Origin of the sequence: Streptomyces sp. NBC_00237 (assembly GCF_026342435.1) — a bacterium.
Taxonomy (GTDB): Bacteria; Actinomycetota; Actinomycetes; order Streptomycetales; family Streptomycetaceae; genus Streptomyces.
The window spans coordinates 1,039,200-1,061,599 of sequence record NZ_JAPEMT010000002.1 but is presented as its reverse complement, the minus strand read 5'-3'; the positions used below and the strand labels follow the sequence as shown (position 1 = coordinate 1,061,599).

The 22,400-nt window shown below is 72.1% G+C and carries 23 protein-coding genes; 11 read left to right on the top strand and 12 right to left on the bottom strand.

The window, feature by feature from the left end; genetic code table 11:
* Entirely contained in the window at positions 1-768 is a 768-nt protein-coding gene (hemQ, locus tag OG897_RS18890; protein ID WP_266658314.1) for a hydrogen peroxide-dependent heme synthase, read from the top strand.
* Between the two features lie 107 nt (positions 769-875).
* Here the strand turns inward: hemQ and OG897_RS18885 are convergent, their stop codons facing one another.
* The 5 genes from OG897_RS18885 to OG897_RS18865 form a co-directional block, all read right to left on the bottom strand.
* Entirely contained in the window at positions 876-2,501 is a 1,626-nt protein-coding gene (locus OG897_RS18885) for an alpha/beta hydrolase (RefSeq protein ID WP_266658312.1), read from the bottom strand.
* Between the two features lie 178 nt (positions 2,502-2,679).
* Positions 2,680-3,447 (bottom strand): TIGR04222 domain-containing membrane protein, encoded by a 768-nt coding sequence (locus OG897_RS18880; protein WP_266658310.1) that lies wholly within the window; start codon positions 3,445-3,447, stop codon positions 2,680-2,682.
* Between the two features lie 174 nt (positions 3,448-3,621).
* Positions 3,622-4,728, bottom strand: coding sequence for a TIGR04222 domain-containing membrane protein (locus tag OG897_RS18875; RefSeq protein WP_266658308.1), 1,107 nt, complete (start codon positions 4,726-4,728; stop codon positions 3,622-3,624).
* A gap of 20 nt (positions 4,729-4,748) precedes the next feature.
* Positions 4,749-6,083: a DUF692 domain-containing protein gene (locus tag OG897_RS18870; RefSeq protein WP_266660303.1), complete on the bottom strand. Its 1,335-nt coding sequence runs from the start codon at positions 6,081-6,083 to the stop codon at positions 4,749-4,751.
* Positions 6,084-6,301: 218 nt separating this feature from the next.
* Positions 6,302-7,066 carry a DUF4142 domain-containing protein gene (locus OG897_RS18865; protein ID WP_266660301.1) on the bottom strand — a complete coding sequence of 255 codons (765 nt, stop codon included), beginning with the start codon at positions 7,064-7,066 and terminating at the stop codon, positions 6,302-6,304.
* Positions 7,067-7,282: 216 nt separating this feature from the next.
* Between OG897_RS18865 and OG897_RS18860 the strand changes: the two genes are divergently transcribed.
* On the top strand, positions 7,283-8,332 hold the full coding sequence (locus OG897_RS18860; RefSeq protein ID WP_266658306.1) for a hypothetical protein: 1,050 nt from the start codon (positions 7,283-7,285) through the stop codon (positions 8,330-8,332).
* 3 nt (positions 8,333-8,335) lie between these two features.
* Here the strand turns inward: OG897_RS18860 and OG897_RS18855 are convergent, their stop codons facing one another.
* On the bottom strand, positions 8,336-9,133 hold the full coding sequence (locus OG897_RS18855; RefSeq protein WP_266658304.1) for a peptidyl-tRNA hydrolase: 798 nt from the start codon (positions 9,131-9,133) through the stop codon (positions 8,336-8,338).
* A gap of 72 nt (positions 9,134-9,205) precedes the next feature.
* Here OG897_RS18855 and OG897_RS18850 point away from each other — a divergent pair, with 72 nt between their 5' ends.
* From OG897_RS18850 to OG897_RS18835, 4 genes are read left to right on the top strand one after another with little or no spacing between them, the layout of a single operon-like run.
* Entirely contained in the window at positions 9,206-9,883 is a 678-nt protein-coding gene (locus OG897_RS18850) for an AIM24 family protein (RefSeq protein WP_266658302.1), read from the top strand.
* Positions 9,884-9,894: 11 nt separating this feature from the next.
* Entirely contained in the window at positions 9,895-10,803 is a 909-nt protein-coding gene (locus OG897_RS18845; RefSeq protein ID WP_266658300.1) for an ATP-binding cassette domain-containing protein, read from the top strand.
* Positions 10,804-10,811: 8 nt separating this feature from the next.
* Positions 10,812-11,480: an ABC transporter gene (locus OG897_RS18840; RefSeq protein WP_266660299.1), complete on the top strand. Its 669-nt coding sequence runs from the start codon at positions 10,812-10,814 to the stop codon at positions 11,478-11,480.
* Positions 11,481-11,518: 38 nt separating this feature from the next.
* Positions 11,519-11,680 carry a hypothetical protein gene (locus OG897_RS18835; protein ID WP_266658298.1) on the top strand — a complete coding sequence of 54 codons (162 nt, stop codon included), beginning with the start codon at positions 11,519-11,521 and terminating at the stop codon, positions 11,678-11,680.
* A 75-nt stretch (positions 11,681-11,755) separates the two neighbouring features.
* Here OG897_RS18835 and OG897_RS18830 read toward each other — a convergent pair whose 3' ends face one another.
* Positions 11,756-12,610 carry a polysaccharide deacetylase family protein gene (locus OG897_RS18830; RefSeq protein ID WP_266660297.1) on the bottom strand — a complete coding sequence of 285 codons (855 nt, stop codon included), beginning with the start codon at positions 12,608-12,610 and terminating at the stop codon, positions 11,756-11,758.
* Positions 12,611-12,706: 96 nt separating this feature from the next.
* Between OG897_RS18830 and OG897_RS18825 the strand changes: the two genes are divergently transcribed.
* A complete protein-coding gene (locus OG897_RS18825) occupies positions 12,707-13,177 on the top strand; it encodes a GNAT family N-acetyltransferase (RefSeq protein WP_266658296.1) in 471 nt (156 codons plus the stop codon).
* 30 nt (positions 13,178-13,207) lie between these two features.
* Here the strand turns inward: OG897_RS18825 and OG897_RS18820 are convergent, their stop codons facing one another.
* From OG897_RS18820 to zapE, 4 genes are all read right to left on the bottom strand, one after another.
* A complete protein-coding gene (locus OG897_RS18820) occupies positions 13,208-14,086 on the bottom strand; it encodes a polyphosphate kinase 2 family protein (RefSeq protein ID WP_266658294.1) in 879 nt (292 codons plus the stop codon).
* Positions 14,087-14,255: 169 nt separating this feature from the next.
* Complete coding sequence (locus tag OG897_RS18815; RefSeq protein WP_266658292.1) at positions 14,256-15,716, bottom strand: alkaline phosphatase PhoX; 1,461 nt, start codon at positions 15,714-15,716, stop codon at positions 14,256-14,258.
* Between the two features lie 113 nt (positions 15,717-15,829).
* Positions 15,830-16,255, bottom strand: coding sequence for an OsmC family protein (locus tag OG897_RS18810; protein ID WP_266658290.1), 426 nt, complete (start codon positions 16,253-16,255; stop codon positions 15,830-15,832).
* A 52-nt stretch (positions 16,256-16,307) separates the two neighbouring features.
* On the bottom strand, positions 16,308-17,360 hold the full coding sequence (zapE, locus tag OG897_RS18805) for a cell division protein ZapE (RefSeq protein ID WP_266660295.1): 1,053 nt from the start codon (positions 17,358-17,360) through the stop codon (positions 16,308-16,310).
* Positions 17,361-17,485: 125 nt separating this feature from the next.
* Here zapE and OG897_RS18800 point away from each other — a divergent pair, with 125 nt between their 5' ends.
* The 4 genes from OG897_RS18800 (at position 17,486) to msrB (ending at position 20,954) form a co-directional block, all read left to right on the top strand.
* Positions 17,486-18,322, top strand: coding sequence for a pyrimidine reductase family protein (locus tag OG897_RS18800; protein ID WP_266658288.1), 837 nt, complete (start codon positions 17,486-17,488; stop codon positions 18,320-18,322).
* Positions 18,323-18,607: 285 nt separating this feature from the next.
* Complete coding sequence (locus OG897_RS18795; RefSeq protein ID WP_266658286.1) at positions 18,608-19,078, top strand: indole-3-glycerol phosphate synthase; 471 nt, start codon at positions 18,608-18,610, stop codon at positions 19,076-19,078.
* Between the two features lie 42 nt (positions 19,079-19,120).
* Entirely contained in the window at positions 19,121-20,530 is a 1,410-nt protein-coding gene (gene murC / locus OG897_RS18790; protein ID WP_266658284.1) for a UDP-N-acetylmuramate--L-alanine ligase, read from the top strand.
* Between the two features lie 16 nt (positions 20,531-20,546).
* Entirely contained in the window at positions 20,547-20,954 is a 408-nt protein-coding gene (gene msrB / locus OG897_RS18785) for a peptide-methionine (R)-S-oxide reductase MsrB (RefSeq protein WP_266658282.1), read from the top strand.
* 10 nt (positions 20,955-20,964) lie between these two features.
* Here the strand turns inward: msrB and OG897_RS18780 are convergent, their stop codons facing one another.
* Positions 20,965-22,398: an MFS transporter gene (locus OG897_RS18780; RefSeq protein ID WP_266658280.1), complete on the bottom strand. Its 1,434-nt coding sequence runs from the start codon at positions 22,396-22,398 to the stop codon at positions 20,965-20,967.
* Between the last annotated feature and the right edge of the window lie 2 nt (positions 22,399-22,400).

The following is a 22,400-nucleotide window of genomic DNA, read 5'->3' as shown; positions in this document are numbered from 1 at the left end:
ATGACTGCTCAGGAGAACGCCGCGCACGAGGCCGCCGACCAGGCTGCCGTCGCGCACGGCAAGGCCCCGAACGCGGGCAAGAAGGCCAAGGACCTCAACGAGGTCATCCGCTACACCCTGTGGTCCGTCTTCAAGCTGCGAGACGTGCTTCCTTCTGAGGGAACAGACCGCGACGGCTACGCCGACGAGGTCCAGGCGCTCTTCGACAAGCTCGCCGCCGAGGACGTCACCGTCCGAGGCACGTACGACGTCTCCGGGCTGCGCGCCGACGCCGACGTCATGATCTGGTGGCACGCCGAGACCTCGGACGAGCTCCAGACCGCGTACAACCTCTTCCGTCGTACGAAGCTGGGACGCGCGCTGGAGCCCGTGTGGTCGAACATGGCGCTGCACCGTCCCGCCGAGTTCAACAAGTCGCACATCCCGGCGTTCCTGGCCGACGAGAACCCGCGCGACTACGTGTCGGTGTACCCGTTCGTGCGGTCGTACGACTGGTACCTGCTGCCCGACGAGGACCGTCGGCGGATGCTCAAGGACCACGGCATGATGGCCCGCGGCTACCCCGACGTGCGCGCCAACACCGTCGCCTCGTTCTCGCTCGGCGACTACGAGTGGCTGCTCGCCTTCGAGGCCGACGAGCTGTACCGCATCGTCGACCTGATGCGCCACCTGCGCGCCTCCGAGGCCCGGATGCACGTCCGCGAGGAGGTGCCCTTCTACACCGGGCGCCGCAAGAGCGTCGCGGACCTGGTGGCGGGGCTCGCGTAAGCCCCGTAGACCTGGACTTCCGTACGGGAGCGACTCCCGTACGGCTCGCATGACTTGGTGGTGTTCCTGGCGCGTATTCGCCAGGAGCACCACCCCAGCCCGGAAGATCAGACGGCGGCCGGAATCCCCCGCAGTGGGAGGGCGCGCTCGTCCAGCGACACCGGGTTCGGCTCCCGGTGCGGCGCGCAGGCCGCGCGCCGCACCGGTGTCTTTCCGGTCAGCAGGTACGTCTCCATGTGCGTGTTGACGCAGGCGTTCGCGCCGCCCCCGATGCCGTGCGTACCGGAGTCCTTCTCCGTGACCACCGCCGCGTCCGGCAGCCGCTTCTGGAGTTCCAGCGCCCCCTTGTACGGAGTCGCCGCGTCGCGCTCCGCCGCCAGGATCAAGGTCGGCGGCAGGGCCCCCTTCGCGACCCGTACGTCCACCGGCTGCTGCCGGGGCGCGGTCCAGTACGCGCAGGGGAGGTTCATCCACGCGTTGTCCCACGTCTCGAACGGGGCGCGCTTCGCGAGGCGCGTGTTGTCCCGGTCCCAGATCCTGAAGTCGGTCGGCCAGGGGGCGTCGTTGCACTCCACGGCCGTGTAGACGGCGCTGCCGTTCTCGTCGTCCTCGGCCGCCTCGGGGCGGGGGGCGGCCTGCTCGATCAGGGGCTTGGGGTTGCCCTTCAGGTACTCGGCGAGGGCCGTGGCGCGCATCGCCCACAAGTCGTCGTAGTAGCCCGTCTTCAGGTACGCCGCCTGGAGCTGGCCGGGGCCCACCTTGCCGCCAGCGGGCTTGTGGGCGAGCTCGGCGCGGACCCTGGCGTAGCTGTGCTGGACCGCCTCCGGCGAGTCGCCGAGTCCGTACGTCCCGTCGTGCTTGGCGACCCAGGTGCGGAAGTCCTCCCAGCGGCCCTCGAAGGCGGCCGACTGGTCGAGGTTGTTGCGGTACCAGATCTGGGCGGGGTCGGGGTTGACCGCCGAGTCGAAGACCATCCGGCGCACGTGCGAGGGGTAGAGGGTCGCGTAGAGGGCGCCGAAGTAGGTGCCGTAGGACGCGCCCATGAAGTTGAGCTTCGGCTCGCCGAGGGCGGCGCGCAGGACTTCCAGGTCGCGGACGTTGTTGAGGGAGTGGTAGTGGCGCAGCGCCTCGCCCGCGTTGCGGGCACAGCCCTGCGCGTAGGTCTTCGCGCGGGCGATCCGCTCCTTCTTGTACGACTCGGAGGGGTTGACCGGAGACTGCGTGGGGGCCTCGGCGAAGCCCTTCGGGTCCGTGCAGGAGAGGGGGGCGCTGCGGGCGACGCCGCGCGGGGAGTAGCCCACCAGGTCGTACGCGGCGGCGATGTTCTTCCACTCCGGCGTCCCGGCGACCAGGGGGAAGTACATGGAGGAGGCGCCGGGGCCGCCCGGGTTGAAGAGCAGCGCGCCCTGGCGGGGGACGGGCTTCTTGGTCTTCGCGTCCTTGCCGCCCGCCTTCAGGCGGCTGACGGTCAGGTCGATCTGCCTGCCGCCCGGCTTCGCGTAGTCGAGGGGGACCTTGACGGCGGCGCAGCGGACCGTGTCGGGGAGTTGCTCCGACGCGGGGCACGCGCCGAAGGCCGGAGGGGTGGTGCGGGCGCGTTCGGCGGCGAGGGCGACGCCGCGGGCCTCCGGGGTCTCGTGGGGGGCGGTGAGCGCCCCGGTGGGGGCCGTCGCGAGGGCGGTCAGGACCAGGGAGCCGAGGGTGGTGGCTCCGTACAGCGCTAGTGCTCTCATCGCGATCCCTGATCCCTTGTTCCTGCGCACCTGTGGGCGGCGTGGCACACAGGGCGGGTGACGTGCTGGACGTACTCGACAAAAGGGATACTTGGATGGGGAGTTGGTGAAGTAAAGCACCGGTGTGCGGTGTCGGGCTCATTGACCCCGTTGCTTCACGGAGCCGTCAGCCCGAGCTTCACGGCCGCGTCAACGCCGTGCGCAGCTCCGGATCGGGTATCGCCCGCGCGCCCGACACGGCGACGGCGGTCAGCAGCGCGCGGCGGCCGTCCCCGCCGCCGTCCCGGTCCACCGCGCGCAGCCGGATCTGACCGGCCGTGGAAGCCCACTGGGTGTACGGGTGGACCTCGATGCGGGCGACGGCCAGGCAGCCGAGCGTGAGGACCAGCGGGAGGGAGAACCACAGGGCGACCGGGCCGGATTCCGCCGCGTCCTGCGGCAGCGCGAGCGAGGCCACGGCACCCAGCGACAGGATCAGCACGCTCGCGCCGCGCACCGCCCGCACCCCGGAGTCCACCGCGCGCTGGAGGTGGGCGGGGACGGCGAGGCCGGAGGCGATCAGCCGCTCGGCGAGCGCCCGTACGGTGTCGGCGGTCGCCACCGCGGCCCGTACCGCTGCCGTACGGGACTGTCCGTCGGGGCCCGCCGCGCCGATCGCCGCGCGCTCCAGGGCGTTGTGGCCGTGCGGGGCGACGACGGTGGTCCAGCCGGTGTGGGCCAGCAGGAGGCGGCGGTCGGCGTGCATGGAGACGAGGGTCAGCTCGGCGACCCGGTCGGGGCCCCCGCACAGGAACGCGGCCTCGTGCAGGGTCAACTCGTCGTCGTGGGGCGGCAGATCGGGAGCGGAGTCGCCGACGGCCGCCACGGCGGTGGCGGCGCGGACGAGACGGACGCAGGAGGCGACGGCGGCGACCCAGGCGATGACGAGGAGCAGGACCCAGAACATGGCGGATTTCTATGCGAGGAGAGTCCGTTGTTGTCATGTCGTGGCCATGCTGTGTGCGGGGTGTTGTGCTTTCGTTACCGAGCGTGGGGGATGTGCGGCGTGGTGAGGTATTTGGGCCGGAGGTGGCGCGAGGCGGACGTGAGGTGTTACGGGGCGAGTGGGGATGATGGTCTGTCAGGAGCTGCTGCTCCCGCAGGAACTGCCGCTGCTGCTACTGCCGCAACTGCTTCCGCTGCTGCTGCTTCCGCAACTGCTTCCGCTGCTTCCGCCGCAGCTCGACCCGCTGCCGGAGGAGCAGCCGCCGCCGCCTCCGCCCCCTCCGCCGCCTCCGCCCCACCCTCCGCCGCCCCCGTCGGAGCAGGTGCTTCCTCCGCCGCCCGAGCAGCCGGTCCCGCCGCTCCCGCACGCGGATCCGCCGCACGCCGCGCCGGGGCCGCCGCCCGGCACCGTACCGGCGCACCAGATCAGGACCGGGTAGGGGGACGACGAGCTGTCGGAGTGCGGGTGGGGGGCCGGGCGGTGGCGGGTCGACGCCCGGAGCTGATCGCGCAGGTCGGGGTCGGGGACGGCACGGATGCCGCCGACCGCCACCTGCTGAGGGGGTGTCAGGTGGTTCGCCGGGTCGGCGCGGTACGCGCGCAGCGCCTCCTGCCCCAGTTCGGTGATCCGGCGCTTGGCGCGCGAGGCCCAGCGGAAGCCGGTCACCGCGCCGAAGACCAGCGCGGGCAGGATCTTCAGGACGAAGGGGAAGGAGTCGTTCCCGCGAGGATCGCCGAACTCGAAGGCGAGCGTGTAGAGCCCCGCGAGCGGAAGGGCGATCACGCACAGGACGCCCTGAAGGTTGCCCCAGGCGTACGGCCGGTGGGATCCCTGCGACGGCAGGAGCAGCCCGCGCGCGGCGAGGCTGTCGCCGATCTCCTGGACGGCGGGGTTGCGCATCGCCGCGTAGCGCAGGGTGTGCAGGGCCCCGTCGGGGGCGGCGGTGTACTCGTGCAGCACCGCGCGTTCGACGGTGTCCCCGGCCGTCCACCCGTGGACGACGACGACGCCGGGCCCGCCGACGGCGAGCCGCCCGTCCTGGTGGAGGGCGGTGATCGCGGTGTCCACGGCGCGGCCGGGCCCGCCGATCAGGAACGCGGCCTCCATGAGGTCCAGGTGTCTGGGCGGCCCCGGGTTCTCGTCGGGGGGAAGCTGGGGCCGGGACTGGCGCACGGTGTGCATCAGGAGGAGGGCGGACGCGGGGACGAGGACGTAGACGACGACCGTGAGAGCTGTGGACAACGAGCCGTACATGGCGGGGCTCACCTCCTGACGAGGGCCGCGGCGGCGCGGACGAGACGGGTGGTGCGGGACGGCGGCCTGGCGTCGGTGCGGTCCTGCCACCAGTGCGTGAGGTCGCGGCGCTGTGCGGGGTAGAGCGTGGCATGGACGAGGGCGTGCTCGGCGAAGTCGAGGGCGTCGCGGCGGTAGCCGCCGCGCAGCGGGCGGCTCGTGGCGTACGCGAAGAACGCGGGACGGAACCCGGGGCCGAGGACGCGCGGCAGCTCGGGGGCCAGCTTGGCGACGATCCCGGCCCGCTTGGCGACGAGGGCACGGGCCTGGACGCGTACGCGCGGCCCGTCGAAGCCTTCGGGGACGGGGCCCCCGGCGACCAGTGCTTCCAGCAGGGAGGCTTGGGCGAGGGCGAGGTTGCTGCGGGGAGCTTCGCCGTCGGGCTCCGGCCGTGCGGGCGGAGCGAAATCCAGCCTCTCCGGCGCTTGAGGAGCGGAGGTCCGGGGGCGGAGCCCCCGGCCTGTGGCGCTGACCCCCACGAGCTGCGGAGAACCGACGGATTCCCGGATGAGGCTCAGCTCCGCCGCCAGCTCCTGGGCCGGAGGGAAGTCCTCGTCGCGCTCCAGCAGGACCCCGGGCGGCGACACCCGGGACCGCAGCTCCGCGAGCACCTCCAGCACCGGCTCCGTGACCGGATGGGCGTGCGTGTCGTGCCACACGCCGTCCTTCTCGACGCCGCCCGCCACGTGCACGTACGCGATCGCCTCGACCGGCAGCTCGTCCAGTGCCCGCGCCGGGTCCTCGCCCCGGTTGACGCGGTTCGTGTGCAGGTTGGCCACGTCGATCAACAGCCGTACGCCCGTCCGCTCCACCAGCTCGGCGAGGAACTGCCCCTCCGTCAGTTCCTCGCCCGGCCACGAGAACAGCGCCGCGATGTTCTCCAGGGCCAGCGGCACGGGCAGCTGGTCCTGGGCGATCCGCACGTTCTCGCACAGCACCCGCAGCGCGTCCCGGGTGCGCGGCACCGGCAGCAGGTGCCCGGCCTCCAGGGCGCGGGACGCGGTCAGGGCCCCGCCCGCCCGGACGAACGCGATGTGCTCGGTGATCAGCGGCGCGCCCAGCGCCTCGGCGCGCGCGGCCAGGGACGCCAGGCTGACCGGGTCGGGCCGGTCCGCGCCGCCGATGCCCAGCGAGACGCCGTGCGGGACGACCTTCGTGCCACGGGCGCGCAACCGCAGGAGGGAGTCGGGGAGATGGCCGGGGCAGATGTTCTCCGCGACCACCTCCACCCAGTCGATGCCGGGCAGCGCCTCGATCGTGTCGGCGATCTCGGGCCGCCAGCCGATGCCGACGCCGAGCTGAATCGCCGGTGGCGTCTCGTGCCGGATCTTCTGCCGGATCCCCTGCCCGGTTCCCTGGTCCTCGCGTTGCATGTGGTCCCCCTCGGTACGTGCCGTGCAGGGGTCATGGCCCCGTCAGGCCGTGCTGAATCCACGAGGGGGGACGTTCAGAGGTTGATTTGAGGTTCCGGGCCCGGTGGGGGCCCGTGAGGGCCTGTGGGGCCCGTGGGGCCCCGTGTGGACTACGACCGGGCCGCCGGGCTCCCGATGTCGCCGACCGTCGGCGCGGACGGCAGCGAGGTGAAGGTCTGGGTACCGGTCGGCGAGGCCGGTTCGGGGGCTGGGACGGGTGCTCCGGGCACCGGCGGGGGAGGACCGGTGGGGCTGGCGGTGGCGTTGCCCGCGGCCTCGTTGGCGATGGCGTCGAAGTCGACGAGACCGGTCGCCTCCAGCATGGTGATGTGGTCCAGGACGGTCTGGTTGGAGGCGTCGGCGAGCTGCCGGATGAGCGCGTTGCGGGTGGAGTTGCGGACCTGGGCGATGACGGCGAAGACCTTGCCGTGGGCGCGACGGAGGAGGTTCGCGAAGAGGCGTTCGTACGTCGTCCCGGTGGAGGCCGTCAACTCCCTCAGCCAGCCCTGCTGTTCGGGGGTGGGCTGGTTCGGGAGCTCCACCCCGAGCTGGGAGGCCGCCGAACGGGCGCGCGCGTCCAGGTCGGTGTGCCCGACGACGAGGTGGTCCCCGGCCGCCTTGACGGACTGGCTGGGCGCGCGCTCGATGGCCTGCTGCCCGGCCGGGAGCTCCCACAGTCCGGCGAGGCGCACCTTCACCAGGAGGTCCCGGTCGGCGGCCGACAGGGGCCCCCACTTGGTGGGCACGGTCGACGCCGCGAGGTTGGCCTGGCCGGTGCCGGAGCGGTCCGCGTACGACCAGACGGGAAAGGCGAGTGCGGCGAGCGTGGCGATCAGGGCGGTGACGATGAGCGCGGTGCCGTTGATCCGGCGCAACAGGGTGAGGAGGACGGGGGGCATGGTCGGGTCTCCCGGATGCGGTGCGTGGTGCTGGTGCTGCGGTACGCGATCGAATCAACCGGCAAGTACCTTGATCCTTCAGGCACTTGGCGTCATTCATGGGTACGTGTGAGGCACGCGACATGTTCAGGGGAGCGCGGCGCGGGGGGCGGGCCGGGCGCGTTGTCAGTGCCGTCGCCCATCATGACGCCCATGTTGATCACTGAGGACGTACTCCACCGGGCCTGGCGGGAACTGGCCGCCCGCTGCGACCTGCTCGACGAGTCGATGCTGCCGAAGACCACCACGGAGCCCGACTACTACGAGGAGCACGAGGAGGAGCTGGCGGAGGCCCTCCTGCTGGTGGTCGACCCGGACGGCACGGTCCGCGGAGTCGACGGCTCCTTCGGCGAATCCTTCGCCACCCGGGACCTCGGCCGGGCCCTGTACTTCGCCGCGGAGTACGCGGTGCGCACGCTCGTCGAGCGACAGGCGTCCGGCCCGCGCGGTCCCGGCCTCGTGGCCGTGCGGGCCGAGCTGATGGACCGTATCGCCCCTGCCTGGGGCCAGTGGTTCCGCGAAGGGGGCCCGGACGGCCCCAAGCCCCTCGAACCGTGCACGTGCGATCCCCTGGAGGGCTTCGCCTGGGCCGCCGGACCCTGGCGGGACCAGGCCCCGTACACCGAGCTGAACTTCTACCGGGGCGAAGGTATCGACGCCGCGCGGCTGGCCCTGCGCCTCGGCGCGGACCCGGAGCAGGTCGCGCGCGGCATGCGCCTGGCGGAGCTGCGCACCCTCACCGGCAAGGAAACCTGCCCCTGGGACGCCGCTCAGGGCTGGGAGACCTTCTGCTTCGGGCAGGCCGGTGACTGGGCCTTCGTGTTCCAGCACGACACGCCGCCCCGCACCCGCCCCGACCCGGAGCCGTGGCCGCACTGCACCGAGTCGGTGCACCTGAGCGCGTGCATGGGGAAGGCCATCTACACCTTCGCCCACCAGCGCGACGGCCGCCCCGTCGACGACGGCCTGGACATGGCGCTGGAAGTGTCCTGGTACGAGCCGGGGCAGGCCCTCTTCCGCCACGCCGGCGAGCTCGACTTCCTCAACCGCGCCCTGCGCCGCGCCGAACTCGACCACCCCGAACTCGGCAGCCACCAGCTCTTCTTCCACGCCCTGGAGGCATCACTCGGCCTGCGCCTGCCCCGCCGCGACTTCCAGGAGGGCACGGTCCTGGCCGCCCAGTGGGCCCGCGACCCGGCCTGAGCCTCAGGCCCTGAGTGCCGGATGGTCCGCGATCACCGTCTCGGACCCCGGGGCGATCTCCGTGAAACCCGCGTCCCGGACCACCGGCAGCCCCGCGCCGGTCAGCTCCCGCCACCTTTCCGGCGAAGCCGTCCGTACGGACAGCGGGAAGCCCGCGTCGCGCCACGTCGCGCGGTCCGCGTCGGAGAGGTCCCACCAGGCGAGCTGCGCACCGTGCCCGGCCTGGGCCATCGCCTTGCCCGCCGACATGTCCAGGTCCGGGCTCGTCCACAGCACCGCGACGCCCGGGTCCGGGGCGTCCGGCTCCTGCGGGTCGTCCAGGTCGGTGCCCGACACCTGGAGCTTCGCCAGCTCCTTGGGCCAGCCGTCGAGGGGGACCGGCGGGAAGACCCGCACCTCGGCGGCCTTGCCCGTGACCGTGATCCCCGGCAGCGCCGACGCCTTGCGCCACTCCCCGCCGCGCGCCCGCCGCACCACCTTGCGGATGCGGGCGTCCTGCCAGTCGCGCATCACCTGCGCCCACTCGCCCTCACCCGCGGAGCGGGGGTCGGACAGGATCGTCAGCACCGCCCGCGCCGCCGTCTCCAGTGCGTCCGTACGGGCCGGGGGGTCCGACTTCTCGATGTGCACCACCAGCGGAAGGACGAACTGGGGCGCGGCGTCGCGCCCGGCGGACACGGACTGCACGTCGGCGGAAGCGGGCTGTGCCCCGGGGGGCGCGTCCTGCCGGGACGGGCTGTCGTCGTCCTGCCGGGAGGGGATGCCATCGTCCTGCGGGGAGGTGATGTCGTTGCTGCTCATTCCGCCAAGTTTGCCAGGGCGTGATGTGGAGCTCCTTGTGGGACCAAAACCCGGCGCGCGAGGATGACCGACATGAAGAGTGACATTTTCGCCTCCGAGAACATGGCCCAGCCGGCGACCGCCCCCGGCATGACCCTGCAGAACGCCAAATCGGTGAAGTACGTGGTCAACGGCGAGATGCACGCCCGCCAGGGCGCGATGATCGCCTACCGGGGAAACCTCCAGTTCGAGCGCAAGGGCCAGGGCATCGGCGGCATGCTCAAGCGTGCCGTGACCGGCGAGGGCCTGCCGCTGATGGCCGTGCGCGGCCAGGGCGAGGCGTGGTTCGCGCACGAGGCGCAGAACTGCTTCATCGTCGACCTGGACCAAGGTGACGCCCTCACCGTCAACGGTCGCAACGTGCTCTGCTTCGACGCCACCCTGTCGTACGAGATCAAGATGGTGAAGGGTGCCGGAATGACCGGCGGCGGCCTCTTCAACAGCCTCTTCACCGGTTACGGCAGGCTCGCCGTGGTCTGCGACGGCAACCCCATCGTCATCCCCGTCACCGGGAACATGCCGGTGTACGTCGACACGGACGCCGTGGTCGGCTGGAGCGCCCAGCTCAACACCTCGCTGCACCGCTCGCAGTCGGTCGGGTCGATGATCCGGGGCGGCTCGGGGGAGGCCGTGCAACTGGTGCTCCAGGGCGAGGGCTTCGTGATCGTACGGCCCAGCGAGTTGACCCAGACGAAGCCCACCGCGAACTGAGCCGCGCACCGGTGAGACTTCTGCGGGTGGGGCGTCGCTACGGGCTGCGCGGGGACTGGGTCCTGCGGGGCGTCGACCTGGAACTGCGCCCCGGCTCCCTGGTCCGCTTCCAGGGTGTCAACGGCACAGGCAAGTCAACCCTGTTGAGAGTGCTGGCCGGTATCGACGCACCCACCGAGGGGCGCGTCGAGGGTCGCCCGCGCCGTGTCGCGTACGTGCCCGAACGCTTCCCCGGCGGCCTGCCGCTGACCGCTGTCGGCTACCTCGTCCACCTCGGCCGCATCCACGGCCTGGGCCGGACGGAGGCACGTGACGCGGCACTGGCCTGGCTGGAGCGCTTCGGTGCGGGCGGTCATGCCCGTACCCCCGTCGCCGAACTCTCCAAGGGCACCGCCCAGAAGGTCGCCGTCGCCCAAGCACTCGTGGCCGCACCGGAGTTGCTGGTGCTCGACGAGGCGTGGACGGGCCTCGACGAGGCGGCCAGGGGCGAGCTGGACCGGGCCGTCGCGGAGCGGGTGGCCGCCGGGGCGACGGTGGCCTTCGTCGACCACGACCCGCGTCGGCTGGCAGGGACCGTGGGTGCGGCGTACGAGGTGACGGGGCTCGGGGTGCGACCCGCCAACTCCCGCGCGGGGGAGGCGGATTCCTGTCCTCGGGATTCCGGTCCTCGGGTACGTATTCTCGCGGTCGGGCCCCAGGGGGCGGGCCTCCCGGCGGGGCTGCCCGGTGCACCGGCCGTCGCGCCCGAAGCCGACGGCTCCACGACGCTGACGGTAGCGGCGGTGCACTCGGACGCCGTCCTGCGCGCACTGCTCGGGGCCCAACCCCCCTGGCACGTAAGGGCGGTGACGCAGCTCGGCCCCCTGGCCGGGAAGACACCCGTGACGTCCGACCGGGAACCAGAACGGAACCAGGCATGACCACCGCCATCGCCCCCCTCGTCCGCTACCAGTTCGCCCTCCTCGCCACGTCGCAGCGGTGGCTCGCCCCCGTCCTGCTCTACGCGGCCTTCGTCGCCGTCGGCGTCCAGGGCGGACAGCCGGTCCTCGACTCGCTCGGGTACGGTGCTGCGGCCCTGCTGCCCGTCGCCGCCTGGCTGGCCAGGCTCTGCGTGAGCAACGAGCCCCCCGCCGCCCGGCACTGCGTCGCGGCCGCCACCTCGCCGTCCCGGGCACACCTCGCGGCCCTGCTCACGGCGTTCGGCTGCGCGGCGGGGCTGGGGGCGGTGGCCACCGCCTTCGTGGTGCTGGTCAGCAGGTGGGCGGACACCGAGGGGCACGTACGGATCAACCCGCTCACCGCCGCCGGAGCCGGACTCCTGGCCGTGCTCGTCTGCGCCCTGCTGGGCACGGCGGTCGGGGCCCTCGGCAGCCGCCCGGTGCTGCACGGCACCGGCTGGGGCCTCGCCCTGACCGCCACGGGCGTGCTGCTCGCCCTGGTCACGGCCGGTTCCCCGGCCCGCGCGGCGGTGACCGCACTGGTCGGCGGGTCGCGCACGGGCGCGGTGAGCCTGCCGCTGGTGCCGTTCGGGGCGGCGGTGCTGCTCGCGGCGGCCGTGGGCGCGGTGGTGTGCGGGCTGAGCGCTCGGCGGGGCTGAGGGGGGCGTCGTACCGGCCGCCGCGTAGGCTCGTACGCATGAACGCGACACCCGAGCAGGCCCCCGAGGCCCCCGTGACGGACCTCGCCGACTGCGTGCTGTGCGGCAGGCCGACCGAGTACCCGGAGACGGTCCGGGGCATCGTGCACTGCCCCGTCTGCGAGTGGCAGGAGGCCCAGCGAACGGCCTGCTCCGGATGATCGCCTCCGGCTAGAGCCTCCAACCAGCGCCTTCGACTAGCGTCTCCGACCAGCGTCTCCGACCAGCACCTCCGGCTACAGCCGCCCGACGAGGTCCGACACCTTCACGAACCGGTACCCCTTCTTCCGCAGCTCGGGCACCACCCGCCGCAGTGCCTTCTCCGTCACCGGGGCCGCGCTGCGCGTGCAGTGCATGACCACCAGCGAACCCGGCTTCACCCCGGCGAGCACCTGCTCCGCCACCGCGTCCGCGTTCGTCGCGAAGGCGTCGCCGCTGACCACGTCCCACTGCACCGCCGTCACCTTCGCGGGCCCCAGGCTGCGCAGCGCGCGGTCGTCGTAACACCCGCCGGGGAAGCGGAAGTACGGCACCACGTTGCGCGCCCCCGCCTTGCGGAACGCGGCGAAGGCCCGCTCCACGTCCCTCTTCATCGCCTTCGGCTCGACCGTCGGCAGCCCGTAACAGGGCGAGGAGAAGGCGTGGTGGCTGTACGAGTGGTTGGCGATCTCGAAGAGCGGGTCGGTGCCGATCGAGCGTGCCTGGTCCGGGTACTCCTCGGCCCAGCGCCCCGTCATGAACACCGTCGAGGAGACCTTCCACTTCCGCAGCGACGCGATCAGCTCCGGGTTGTCGAAGTGCTCGCCGCGCGCCGCCCTGGGCCCCTGGTCGGCGGTCATGTCCGCGTCGAAGGTCAGCGCGACGACCTTTTCGGCGCTCTTCCCCCTGGCCCGCTCGAAGACGGGCGTGAGCCCTCCGGGCCCGGCCGCCACGGTGGGCACGGAGGTGGGCACGGCCGAGGGTGCGGGCGTCCGAGGGGGAGTCTTCGCCGGTACGGGGGCGGAGGGCGATCGGTGTGCCGAGGGCCCGCCTCCGCCTCCTCCGCTGCCGCATCCGGTCAGCACCGCACCCAACACCGCCGCCGCGAGCATTCGTCGTACAAAAGTGGTCACGCACGGAAAGTAGCTGATCAGGTCCGGCGGGTACGGCTGCGGCACGGCGTGCCCCGTGCGGGTCATACTCGCGGAGTGACAGCACAGACGACGCCCGGCGGATCCGTCCGCATCCGCCGGGCCACCGCTCGGGACGCCAAGCGCCTCACCCGCCTCGTCCGCACCTCCCGCGCCTACGAGGGCCCGTACGCGCCGATGGTCGAGGGGTACCGGGTCGGGCCCGACTACCTCGAGCATCACGAGGTGTACGCGGCCGAGTCGCCGGACGGGGGCGTCCTCGGCTTCTACTCCCTGGTGCTCGACCCGCCCGAGCTGGACCTGATGTTCGTCTCCGACGCCGCACAGGGCAGGGGCATCGGCCGCCTGCTGATCGGCCACCTCACCGAACGCGCCCGGGCGGCGGGCCTGACCGAGGTGCGGATCGTCTCCCACCCGCCCTCGGAGGGCTTCTACCGCAGCGTCGGCGCGGAGGTCGTCGGCACGGTCCCGGCGAACCCTCCGGCCGTGTACTGGGACCGGCCCGAGCTGGTGCTCGCCGTCGGCTGAGCGCCGACGGGGTCCGGCCGGGCGGGGCCCTCAGCCCAGCTCCAGCAGCCTCTTCCGGCACTCCTCGACGTCGAAGTCGGCCTTCGGATACTGCGGATCCAGGGCCGACAGATGTTCCAGGAGGAGATTGCTGACGGCCCAGTTCCGGTACCACTTGCGGTCGGCCGGGACCACGAACCAGGGGGCCGCCTCCGACGAGCAGCGGCGCAGCGCGATCTCGTACGCCTGCTGGTAGGCGGGCCACAGGGCGCGCTCGTCGATGTCGCCGGGGTTGAACTTCCAGTACTTCCGGGGGTTGTCCAGGCGCTCCAGGAGGCGGCGCTTCTGCTGCTCGTAACTGATGTGCAGGAAGACCTTGACGATGGTGACGCCGCTTTCGGCGAGGGACCGCTCGAAGGTGTTGATCTGGTCGTAGCGGCGCTCGATCTCCTCCGGCGGGGCCAGCTCGCGGACCCGGCCGATCAGGACGTCCTCGTAGTGCGAACGGTCGAAGATGCCGATCTCGCCCGCTTCCGGGAGCGCCTTGGTGATCCGCCAGAGGAAGGAGTGCGCGCGCTCCTCCTCGGTCGGGGCCTTGAAGGCGCGGATGCGGCAGCCGGACGGGTTGAACTGCCCGATGACGTGCTTGACCGTGCCGCCCTTGCCGCTGGTGTCCATGCCCTGGAGCACGAGGAGGAGCCGGCAGGAGTCCCCGGCCGTGCTCGCCGCGTACAGGCGCTCCTGGAGGTCGGCGAGGGGCTCGCCGAGGAGGGCGGTGGCGGCGACCCCTGCCGCCTTCTCGCCCGGGCCCACGGGGGTGGCGTCCGCCGGGTACGTGGTGAGGGAGACGTGGGCGCCCGGGGGCACCCGCAGGGCGTCGGTCACCGATTCGGTAGGGCGTTTCCGTGCGGGTTTGTCCTTCTTGGCCATGGGCTCCCCATCGGCTCCGGCGGGTCGGATCCCTCGATCGTGCGACGGATCGGCCCGGAACGCGAGTGCTGGGGCGAAGCCGACGCGTGCGCGGACCCGGTCGGCGGAAAGGCCACCGCGTGCCCGAGTCCGCCGCCGAGGGCCCCGCATCGGCCGATGGGAGCGGATGTCAGTCGTCCCAGGGGCCGGTCACCGCGAACGTCGTCCCCGGCTTGTAGCAGTTGAGGTACATGGTCGACTCGTCGGGGGAGAAGGTGACCCCGGCGAACTCGCCCCACTCGGGAGCCTCGGGCGTGCCGATGTTCTGCCGCCCGCGCGCCATCGCGTACAGGCGGCCCTTGCGGCTCAGCCCGTACACATGCTGCGCGCCGTCGCCGTCCTCGCACACCATCAGGCCGCCGCTCGGGGCGAGACAGATGTTGTCGGGGGACTCGCCAGGCAGCTGGATGTCCGTCGACGGGCCGAAGACCACGACCAGGGTGAGGCGGCGGCGGTGCGGCTCGTACTTCCAGACCTGCCCGAAGTGGTCGCGGGCCGAGCCCTCCTTGGAACGGGCGAAGCTGGAGACGAAGTAGACGGCTTTGTCGCCCCAGTAACAGCCCTCCAGCTTCTGGGCGTGGGTGATGCCCTTCGTGCCGAAGTCCTGGAGCCTGATGGGGGTTTCCTCGGCGAGCGGGTCGGGCACCGGCACCCACTCCACCCCCGAGAAGCTCCGGCCGGGCTCGTGGACGGCCGAGAGGTCCGGTACGCCGGGCACGCGCATGGCCTCCAGTGCGCCGCCCGCCCGCAGCGAATTCACGCCGCCGCAGGGCTTCTCGGGGAGGAAACGGTAGAAGAGGCCGAAGGGGTGCGCGAAGGCGTCCTCCGTCTCGTACACGATCCCGCTCTTCGGGTCGAGGGCGATGGCCTCGTGCTGGAAGCGGCCCATCGCGGTCAGCGGGACGGCGCCGGTGCGGTGCGGGTCGGACGGGTCGACCTCGAAGATGAAGCCGTGGTCCTTGGTGTAGCCGTTGGACCCGGCCTTCTCCTCGTTCTCCTCGCAGGTGAGCCAGGTGCCCCAAGGGGTGGGCCCGCCCGCGCAGTTGACCGCCGTCCCGGCGATGCCGACGCGCTCCTCCAGGACGTTGTTGCGGCCGTCGAGGGTGAGCGAGGTGCAGCCGCCCTTGGCCGCCGGGTCGTAGGTGAGGCCCTTGACCGTGGGCACGCCGAGCTTCGCGGACTGCCGGTTCTCGTGGTTGCGGACCAGGTGCACGCGCCCGCGACGGCCTCGGAGCGCCGTCATTCCGTCGTGGTTGCCCGGTACGGGACCCTCGCCCGATCTGAGCGGCTCGCCCTCGCGGGAGAGGACCTTGTAGCGGAAGCCCCTGGGGAGGTCGAGCAGGCCCTTGGGGTCGGGCACCAGCGGCCCGTACCCGGCGTGGCCGTGGCCTCCGCCGCCGCGGGGTCCGGCCAGTGCCGTACCCGCGAAGAGTTCGGAGAACGCGCCGGTGAAGGCGATTCCCGCGCCCAACGCCCCGGTGCGGGCGAGGACGTGGCGTCGTGACGCTCCGGACGCCGCGACTGTTTCCGGTGAAGCCGGTGAAGCCGGTGAATTCGGCGAATCCGGTGAAGGCGTTTCGGTCGAGGACATGAGGCAACTCCCTGCTGGCGGACAGGAATGTGACCCGCACGTGTGTATCACGCAACCTGTGACACGTGAACCGTGCGGGCCACAACAGCCTCAGCGGTACGTACGCCGGTACGTCAGACGAGCGAGGCGCTCAGCGTGATCGTCGTACCCGAAAGCGCCTGGCTCACCGGGCAGTTGGCCTTGGCGTCCTCGGCGGCCTTCACGAAACCGGCCTCGTCCAGACCCGGGACCTCGCCCTCCACGGTGAGGTGGATGCCGGTGATGCCGGTGCCCGGCTGGAAGGTCACCGCGGCGGCGGTGTTGATCCGGGTCGGGGTGTGACCCGCGCCGGACAGGCCGTGCGAGAGGGCCATCGAGAAGCAGGACGAGTGGGCGGCGGCGATCAGCTCCTCGGGGCTGGTCTTGCCGTTCGCCTCCTCGGCGCGCGAGGGCCAGGACACGGCGTAGCTGCCGACCTTGGAGGAGTCGAGGGAGACGGTGCCCTCGCCCTCCATGAGGCTGCCGGTCCAGACGGTGTGCGCGTTGCGGGTGGTGGCCATGGTGAACCCCTTCACGGGTGTGCGTAGGTCAAGGAAAGTGACGCCCTCGAACCTACTGCGCCACCAGCCCCTTCGCGTCCCTCGCCAGCGCCGTGAGCCGGGAGATGGCCCGGAAGTACTTCTTGCGGTACCCGCCGTTCAGCATCTCGTCACTGAAGAGCCGGTCGAAGGGCACCCCGGAGGCGAGCACCGGCACCTCGCGGTCGTACAGCCGGTCGGCCAGTACCACGAGCCGCAGCGCGGTCGACTGGTCGGGCACGGGCACGACCCCGGTCAGGCAGACCGCCTTGAGGTCGTCGGTCAGCGCCCCGTACCGGCTCGGGTGGACCTTCGCGAGGTGGTCGAGGAGCGCGGGGAAGGCGTCCAGGCTGGCGCCCTCCGTCCCGTACGCGGCCTTCGTGACCTGCTCGTCGGTGTACGGAGCCGGAGCTTCCGGCAGGCCCCGGTGGCGGTAGTCCTCGCCGTCGATGCGCAGCGGGCGGAAGTGCGCGGAGAGTCCCTGGATCTCCCGCAGGAAGTCCGCCGAAGCGAACCGGCCCTCGCCCAGCTTGCCCGGCAGGGTGTTGGACGTGGCCGCCAGCGCGACCCCCGCCTCCACCAGCCTGCTGAGCAGCGAGGACACCAGCACCGTGTCGCCCGGGTCGTCCAGCTCGAACTCGTCGATGCACAGCAGCCGGTGCCCGCTCAGGGTGGTCACCGTCTGCTGGAAGCCGAGCGCGCCGACCAGGTTCGTCAGCTCCACGAACGTACCGAACGCCTTGAGGGACGGCTCGGCGGGCGTCGCGTGCCAGAGGGAGGCCAGCAGGTGGGTCTTGCCGACGCCGTACCCGCCGTCGAGGTACACCCCGCGCGGCCCGGCCGGCTTCGCGGCGGGCTTCTTGGCGAACCAGCGCCGCTTCCCGGCCTCCGGCGCGGACCCGAGCCCGGCCGCGAAGGCGCTCAGGACCGTGACGGCCTCGGGCTGGCTCGGCTGGTTCGGGTCGGGGATGTACGTCTCGAACCGTACGGAGTCGAAGCGCGGCGGCGGCACCATCTCGGCCACCAGCCGGTCGGCGGGGACCCGAGGCTCGCGGGCGCACAGGGAGAGGGGAACCGCGTCGGCTATGGGGCTGCTGGGCCCCTGAGCGGCGGACTTCGACGGAGACGGCTGTGAGGACGACACAACCGACCACTCTAGAGCCTGCCCCGGCGGGCCGGTCCTGGTGGATCGTGCCGTGCCAGACTGCCCTTATGCGACGCCTGTTCCCTGTGACCGACGAAACACCGCACGCCACGCCGCACGGCCCCGACGGGGACCCTTCGGCGGACGGCGCCGGGGAGTGGAGCCTCGACGCGCTGGCCGACGCCTACGCGTACCCCTCCGGGGCGGACGGGGCCGAAGGGGCGGCCGGGGCGGACGGGGCCGACGGGTGGCTGCGCGCCAACATGGTCTCCTCGCTGGACGGTGCGGCCCAGCACGACGGCCGTTCCCAGCCGATCTCCTCCGACACCGACATGAGGATCTTCGGCACCCTGCGGGGTCTCGCCGACGTGATCGTGGTCGGTGCGGAAACGGTACGGCTGGAGGGCTACCGCCCGGCCCGCGCCCGCGCGGCCTTCGCTGAGCGCCGTAAAGCAGCAGGTCAGGCCCCTGCACCGGCCATCGCGGTGGTCAGCGCCAGCCTGAACCTGGACTTCTCCCTCCCTCTCTTCACCGAGCCCCTCGTCCCGACCCTGGTCCTGACCGGCGCGAGAGCCCCCCTGGACGGGATCCGTGCGGCCCGCGAGGCGGGGGCAGAGGTGCTGATCGCCGGGGACGGCGCCCGGGTGGAGACGGACAAGGCGGTACGGGCGCTGGCCGAGCGGGGCCTGAAGCGCCAGCTCACGGAGGGCGGGCCCCGGCTGCTGGCCCAGTTCATCGCCGACGGCGTGCTGGACGAGCTCTGCCTGACGGTCTCCCCGGTGCTCACGGCGGGCCGGGCTCAGCGGATCGCGGACGGACCGGGCCTGGCGGTTCCGGATCGCTTCGCTTTGGCGTCGATTCTGGAGGAGGCCGGGTTCCTGTTTACCCAGTACCGTCGGAATTAGTGCCGTATGTGATCATTCACGGCAGGCTGACAAACGGCGGAATTTGTCGTTCCGCTTAGTTCTCGCTGGGCACACTTACCCCACGCGGTCCCCGTGCCCGCGCGGGGAAGGATGGTTTCCGCAAGGTTTCGCGGCTGCTGCTGCGCACAGGCGTACGGAGGCGCTGGCGCACGGACGCGCGGGTCCACGGACGCACTGACGTACAGACGCACTGACGCACAGCGCGCTGGCGTACCGGCCAGAGAGCTGGCGGACAGGGCCAGAGAAGGAGAAAGGGCGCCCGACATGTTCACGAGCGTATTGATGATCGAGAAGCCCCTCACTGCGGCCGACGTGGAGTTCGTCACGACCCTGCACGGCGATGAGGCGGTCTCGTTCGTGGTGCTGATGCAGCCACGCGGAGATCAGGCCGACGTGCTGCTCAGAGCCATTGACGACGTGGCCCTGGGCGAGCTGGAGGAGGCCGTCCACGAGGGCGACGAGCCCGAGGGCGAGGACGCCAGGCCGGTCGCCGAGCAGGGCCTCGACGTCTCCCTGACGGCGCTGCGGGCGGCGGGCAGCGAGGCGGTGGGCCGGGTGGTCGAGGAACACCCCCTGGACGTCCTGAGGTCCGTCGTCGACGAAACCGGGGCGGACGAGGTGATCGTCCTGACCGCGCCGCACTACGTGGAGGAGTTCTTCCACCGCGACTGGGCGTCCAGGGCCCGCCACAAGGTCGGCGTCCCGGTGCTCAAGCTCTTCTCGCACAGCGAATAGGCTGAAGCCTTCCTTCCGCCAGCAGAACCCTTGGAGAACCGCATGGCACCCGGCATCCCCACCGCCCTGGACCGACCGCACTTCATCGGCATCGGCGGCGCCGGAATGTCGGGCATCGCGAAGATCCTCGCCCAGCGCGGCGCGAAGGTCGCGGGCAGCGACGCCAAGGAGTCCGGCACGGCGGACTCCCTGCGCGCCCTCGGCGCGACGGTCCACATCGGCCACGCCTCCGGCAACCTCGCGGACGACGCCACCAGCGTCGTGGTGTCGTCCGCGATCCGCGCCGACAATCCGGAACTGGTCCGCGCCGCCGAGCTGGACATCCCCGTCGTCCACCGCTCCGACGCGCTCGCCTCCCTCATGGACGGCCTGCGTGCCATCGCCGTCGCGGGCACCCACGGCAAGACGACCACCACCTCCATGCTGGCCGTCGCCCTGACCGGCATGGGCCTGGACCCCTCCTACGCCATCGGCGGCGACCTGGCGGGCCCCGGCACGAACGCCCTGCACGGTGAAGGCGACATCTTCGTCGCCGAGGCGGACGAGAGCGACCGCAGCTTCCAGAAGTACGACCCCCAGGTCGCCATCGTCCTCAACGTGGAACTCGACCACCACGCGAACTACGCCTCGATGGACGAGATCTACGAGTCCTTCGAGACCTTCGCCCGCAAGATCGTCCCCGGCGGCACCCTCGTCGTCAACGCCGACCAGGAGGGCGCGGTCGAGCTGACCACGCGCCTGCGCAACGACGACCTCCTCAACATCGTCACGTACGGCGACTCCGCCCAGGCGGACGTCCGCGTCCACAAGATCACCCCGCGCGGCCTGTCCAGCGAGGTCACCGTCCTCCTGAACGGCAAGTTCCTCACCTTCACCGTCTCCGTCCCGGGCGCCCACTACGCCCACAACGCGGTCGCCGCCCTCGCCGCGGGCGTGGCCCTCGGCCTCCCGGCCCACAACCTGGCCTCGGCCCTCGGCACGTACACGGGCGTCAAGCGCCGCCTCCAGCTCAAGGGCGAGGAGCAGGGCGTCCAGGTCATCGACTCGTACGCGCACCACCCCACCGAGATGACCGCCGACCTGGAAGCCATGCGCGGCGCCACCGCCTCGGACTCCGCGGACTCCCGCCTCCTCGTGGTCTTCCAGCCCCACCTCTTCTCCCGCACCCAGGAACTGGGCAAGGAGATGGGCGAGGCCCTGGCCCTCGCCGACGCCTCCGTGGTCCTCGACATCTACCCGGCCCGCGAGGACCCGATCGAGGGCATCACCAGCGCCCTGATCGTCGACGCCGCGAAGGCGGCGGGCGCGGACGTGACCGCCGTCTCGGACGCCGCCTCCATCCCCGACGTGATCGCGGGAATGTCCCGCCCCGGCGATCTGGTTCTCACCATGGGCGCGGGCGACGTGACGGACCTGGGCCCCAAGATCCTGGCCCGCCTCGCGCAGAAGTAAGAAGGGGACGCACACCATGCCGTACGACATCGAGAAGCCCGACGAGCAGTGGCGCGAGGAACTGACCCCCGCCGAATACGCGGTCCTCCGCCAGGCGGGCACGGAACCCGCCTTCGTCGGCGAGTACACGGACACCAAGACGACCGGCGTCTACTCCTGCCGCGCGTGCGACGCCGAGCTGTTCCGCTCGGACACGAAGTTCGCCTCGCACTGCGGCTGGCCGTCCTTCTACGACCCGAAGGACACGGACGCGGTCGAGCTGATCTCCGACACCTCCCACGGCATGGTCCGCACGGAGGTCCGCTGCGCCCGCTGCGGCTCGCACCTGGGCCACGTCTTCGAGGGCGAGGGCTACCCGACGCCGACGGACCAGCGCTACTGCATCAACTCGATCTCGCTGCGGCTGACGCCCGACGGCGAGTGATCTCGGGTCCTCACTCCGGCACGTCCTGATCCCGCTCGGCCATCCTCCGGATGACGCCGGGCGGGATCGCCGTTTCCCGGGCGGCGTCCGAGGCGGCGTCCGAGGCGACGTGACGCTGGCCGCGCAGTCCGCCCGCGCCGTTGTCAGTGGCGGGTGTCATCATCCCCGTATGTCCGACAACGGCGTGGGAACCGGTGGGGAGGGTGCGCTGCGGCAGCCAGAAGGAGGAGGCGGCGAGGACGGTCGTCGTCGCGGCTCCGGTCAGGACGGGTACGTTCCCCAGCCAGGCCGCCAGCGCGCCCGCCGACAGGGCTCCGACCGGGACGGTGGTCAGCAGGGCCGCCTGGGTGAAACCGGCGACGCGGCCCTGGAGCCGGGGCGGGGCGATCAGCTGCTGGGTGGTCGTCATGGAGATCGCCCAGACGCTCGCCGTGATGCCGAAGAGGAGTTGGTACGCGAGAAGTGCGGGGAAGGCGAGTCCCAGTGACGCCGCCGGGACGAGGAAGATCGCGAGGGCCGCCACCATCGCGCAGATCCGCGTCGCCCGGTACAGCTCCACGGACGTCGCGAACCTGCCCGCGAGCAGGACCCCGGCGACGGTGGCCACGCTGAAGGCGGCGTAGACGAGTCCCAACTGCCAGGAGGTGAGGGCAAGTTGTCGAGTGGCGTACACGACGAAGAGCGCGTCCGCAGCCCCGCTGCCGAGGTTGAAACCCGCGCCTGCCAAGACCTGGCGGCGCAGCACCGGATGCGCCCTGACCACGGCGAACCCCTCGCGGAGCGCGGCGAACCGGGGGCCCCGGTCACCGGTGGGTTCGGCAGGCCGGTTCAGCGACGCGGGCAGGGCGAACAGGAGTACGGCCTCGATGGCGTACGCGCTGCTGCCCGCCAGCAGGGCAGTGGAAGGACCGACCAGCCCGACGAGGACGCCGCCCAGGGCGGGGCCGCCGATCTGCCCTGTCGTACGGGCGCCGGTCAGCGCCGAGTTGCCGGTCAGGAGCTGCTCGGGCTCGACCACCCGGGGCAGTGCCGCCTGGAGCGCCACCGCGAGCGTCCACGTCAGGGTGCCGGACAGGGCAGCCACCCCGTACAGGTGGGGCAGGCCGAGAGCGCCGAGCGCCCCGGCGAGCGGGACCGAGCCGACCACCAGCACCTGCGAGGAGGTCAGTACGACGGTCAGGGTGCGCAGCCGGGCCCTGTCGGCGAGCACACCGGCGAGGGGGCTGAGCACGGCACCCGGGAGGTACGTCAGTGCCAGGAGCGCCGACGCCCCGAACGGGCCCGCGTCCAGGCGGGTCACGGCCAGCAGCGCCAGCGCCAGCGCGGTGATCTGCCGCCCGACCGAGCTGGCCGCCTGCTCGCCGCAGAGCAGCAGGAACGGGCGGTGCCGCCGCAGCGCACCCCACGGCGTGCGGCCGTGCGGGGGGACCGTCGGCGAGGTCAAGG

What these genes read in the sequence shown, in the direction of transcription:
- hemQ (WP_266658314.1), top strand. Translation starts at nt 1, where the DNA reads ATGACTGCTCAGGAGAACGCCGCGCACGAGGCCGCCGACCAGGCTGCC.
- OG897_RS18885 (WP_266658312.1), bottom strand. Translation starts at nt 2,501, where the DNA reads ATGAGAGCACTAGCGCTGTACGGAGCCACCACCCTCGGCTCCCTGGTC.
- OG897_RS18880 (WP_266658310.1), bottom strand. Translation starts at nt 3,447, where the DNA reads ATGTTCTGGGTCCTGCTCCTCGTCATCGCCTGGGTCGCCGCCGTCGCC.
- OG897_RS18860 (WP_266658306.1), top strand. Translation starts at nt 7,283, where the DNA reads ATGTTGATCACTGAGGACGTACTCCACCGGGCCTGGCGGGAACTGGCC.
- OG897_RS18855 (WP_266658304.1), bottom strand. Translation starts at nt 9,133, where the DNA reads ATGAGCAGCAACGACATCACCTCCCCGCAGGACGATGGCATCCCCTCC.
- OG897_RS18850 (WP_266658302.1), top strand. Translation starts at nt 9,206, where the DNA reads ATGAAGAGTGACATTTTCGCCTCCGAGAACATGGCCCAGCCGGCGACC.
- OG897_RS18835 (WP_266658298.1), top strand. Translation starts at nt 11,519, where the DNA reads ATGAACGCGACACCCGAGCAGGCCCCCGAGGCCCCCGTGACGGACCTC.
- OG897_RS18830 (WP_266660297.1), bottom strand. Translation starts at nt 12,610, where the DNA reads ATGCTCGCGGCGGCGGTGTTGGGTGCGGTGCTGACCGGATGCGGCAGC.
- OG897_RS18820 (WP_266658294.1), bottom strand. Translation starts at nt 14,086, where the DNA reads ATGGCCAAGAAGGACAAACCCGCACGGAAACGCCCTACCGAATCGGTG.
- OG897_RS18815 (WP_266658292.1), bottom strand. Translation starts at nt 15,716, where the DNA reads ATGTCCTCGACCGAAACGCCTTCACCGGATTCGCCGAATTCACCGGCT.
- OG897_RS18810 (WP_266658290.1), bottom strand. Translation starts at nt 16,255, where the DNA reads ATGGCCACCACCCGCAACGCGCACACCGTCTGGACCGGCAGCCTCATG.
- OG897_RS18800 (WP_266658288.1), top strand. Translation starts at nt 17,486, where the DNA reads ATGCGACGCCTGTTCCCTGTGACCGACGAAACACCGCACGCCACGCCG.
- OG897_RS18795 (WP_266658286.1), top strand. Translation starts at nt 18,608, where the DNA reads ATGTTCACGAGCGTATTGATGATCGAGAAGCCCCTCACTGCGGCCGAC.
- murC (WP_266658284.1), top strand. Translation starts at nt 19,121, where the DNA reads ATGGCACCCGGCATCCCCACCGCCCTGGACCGACCGCACTTCATCGGC.
- msrB (WP_266658282.1), top strand. Translation starts at nt 20,547, where the DNA reads ATGCCGTACGACATCGAGAAGCCCGACGAGCAGTGGCGCGAGGAACTG.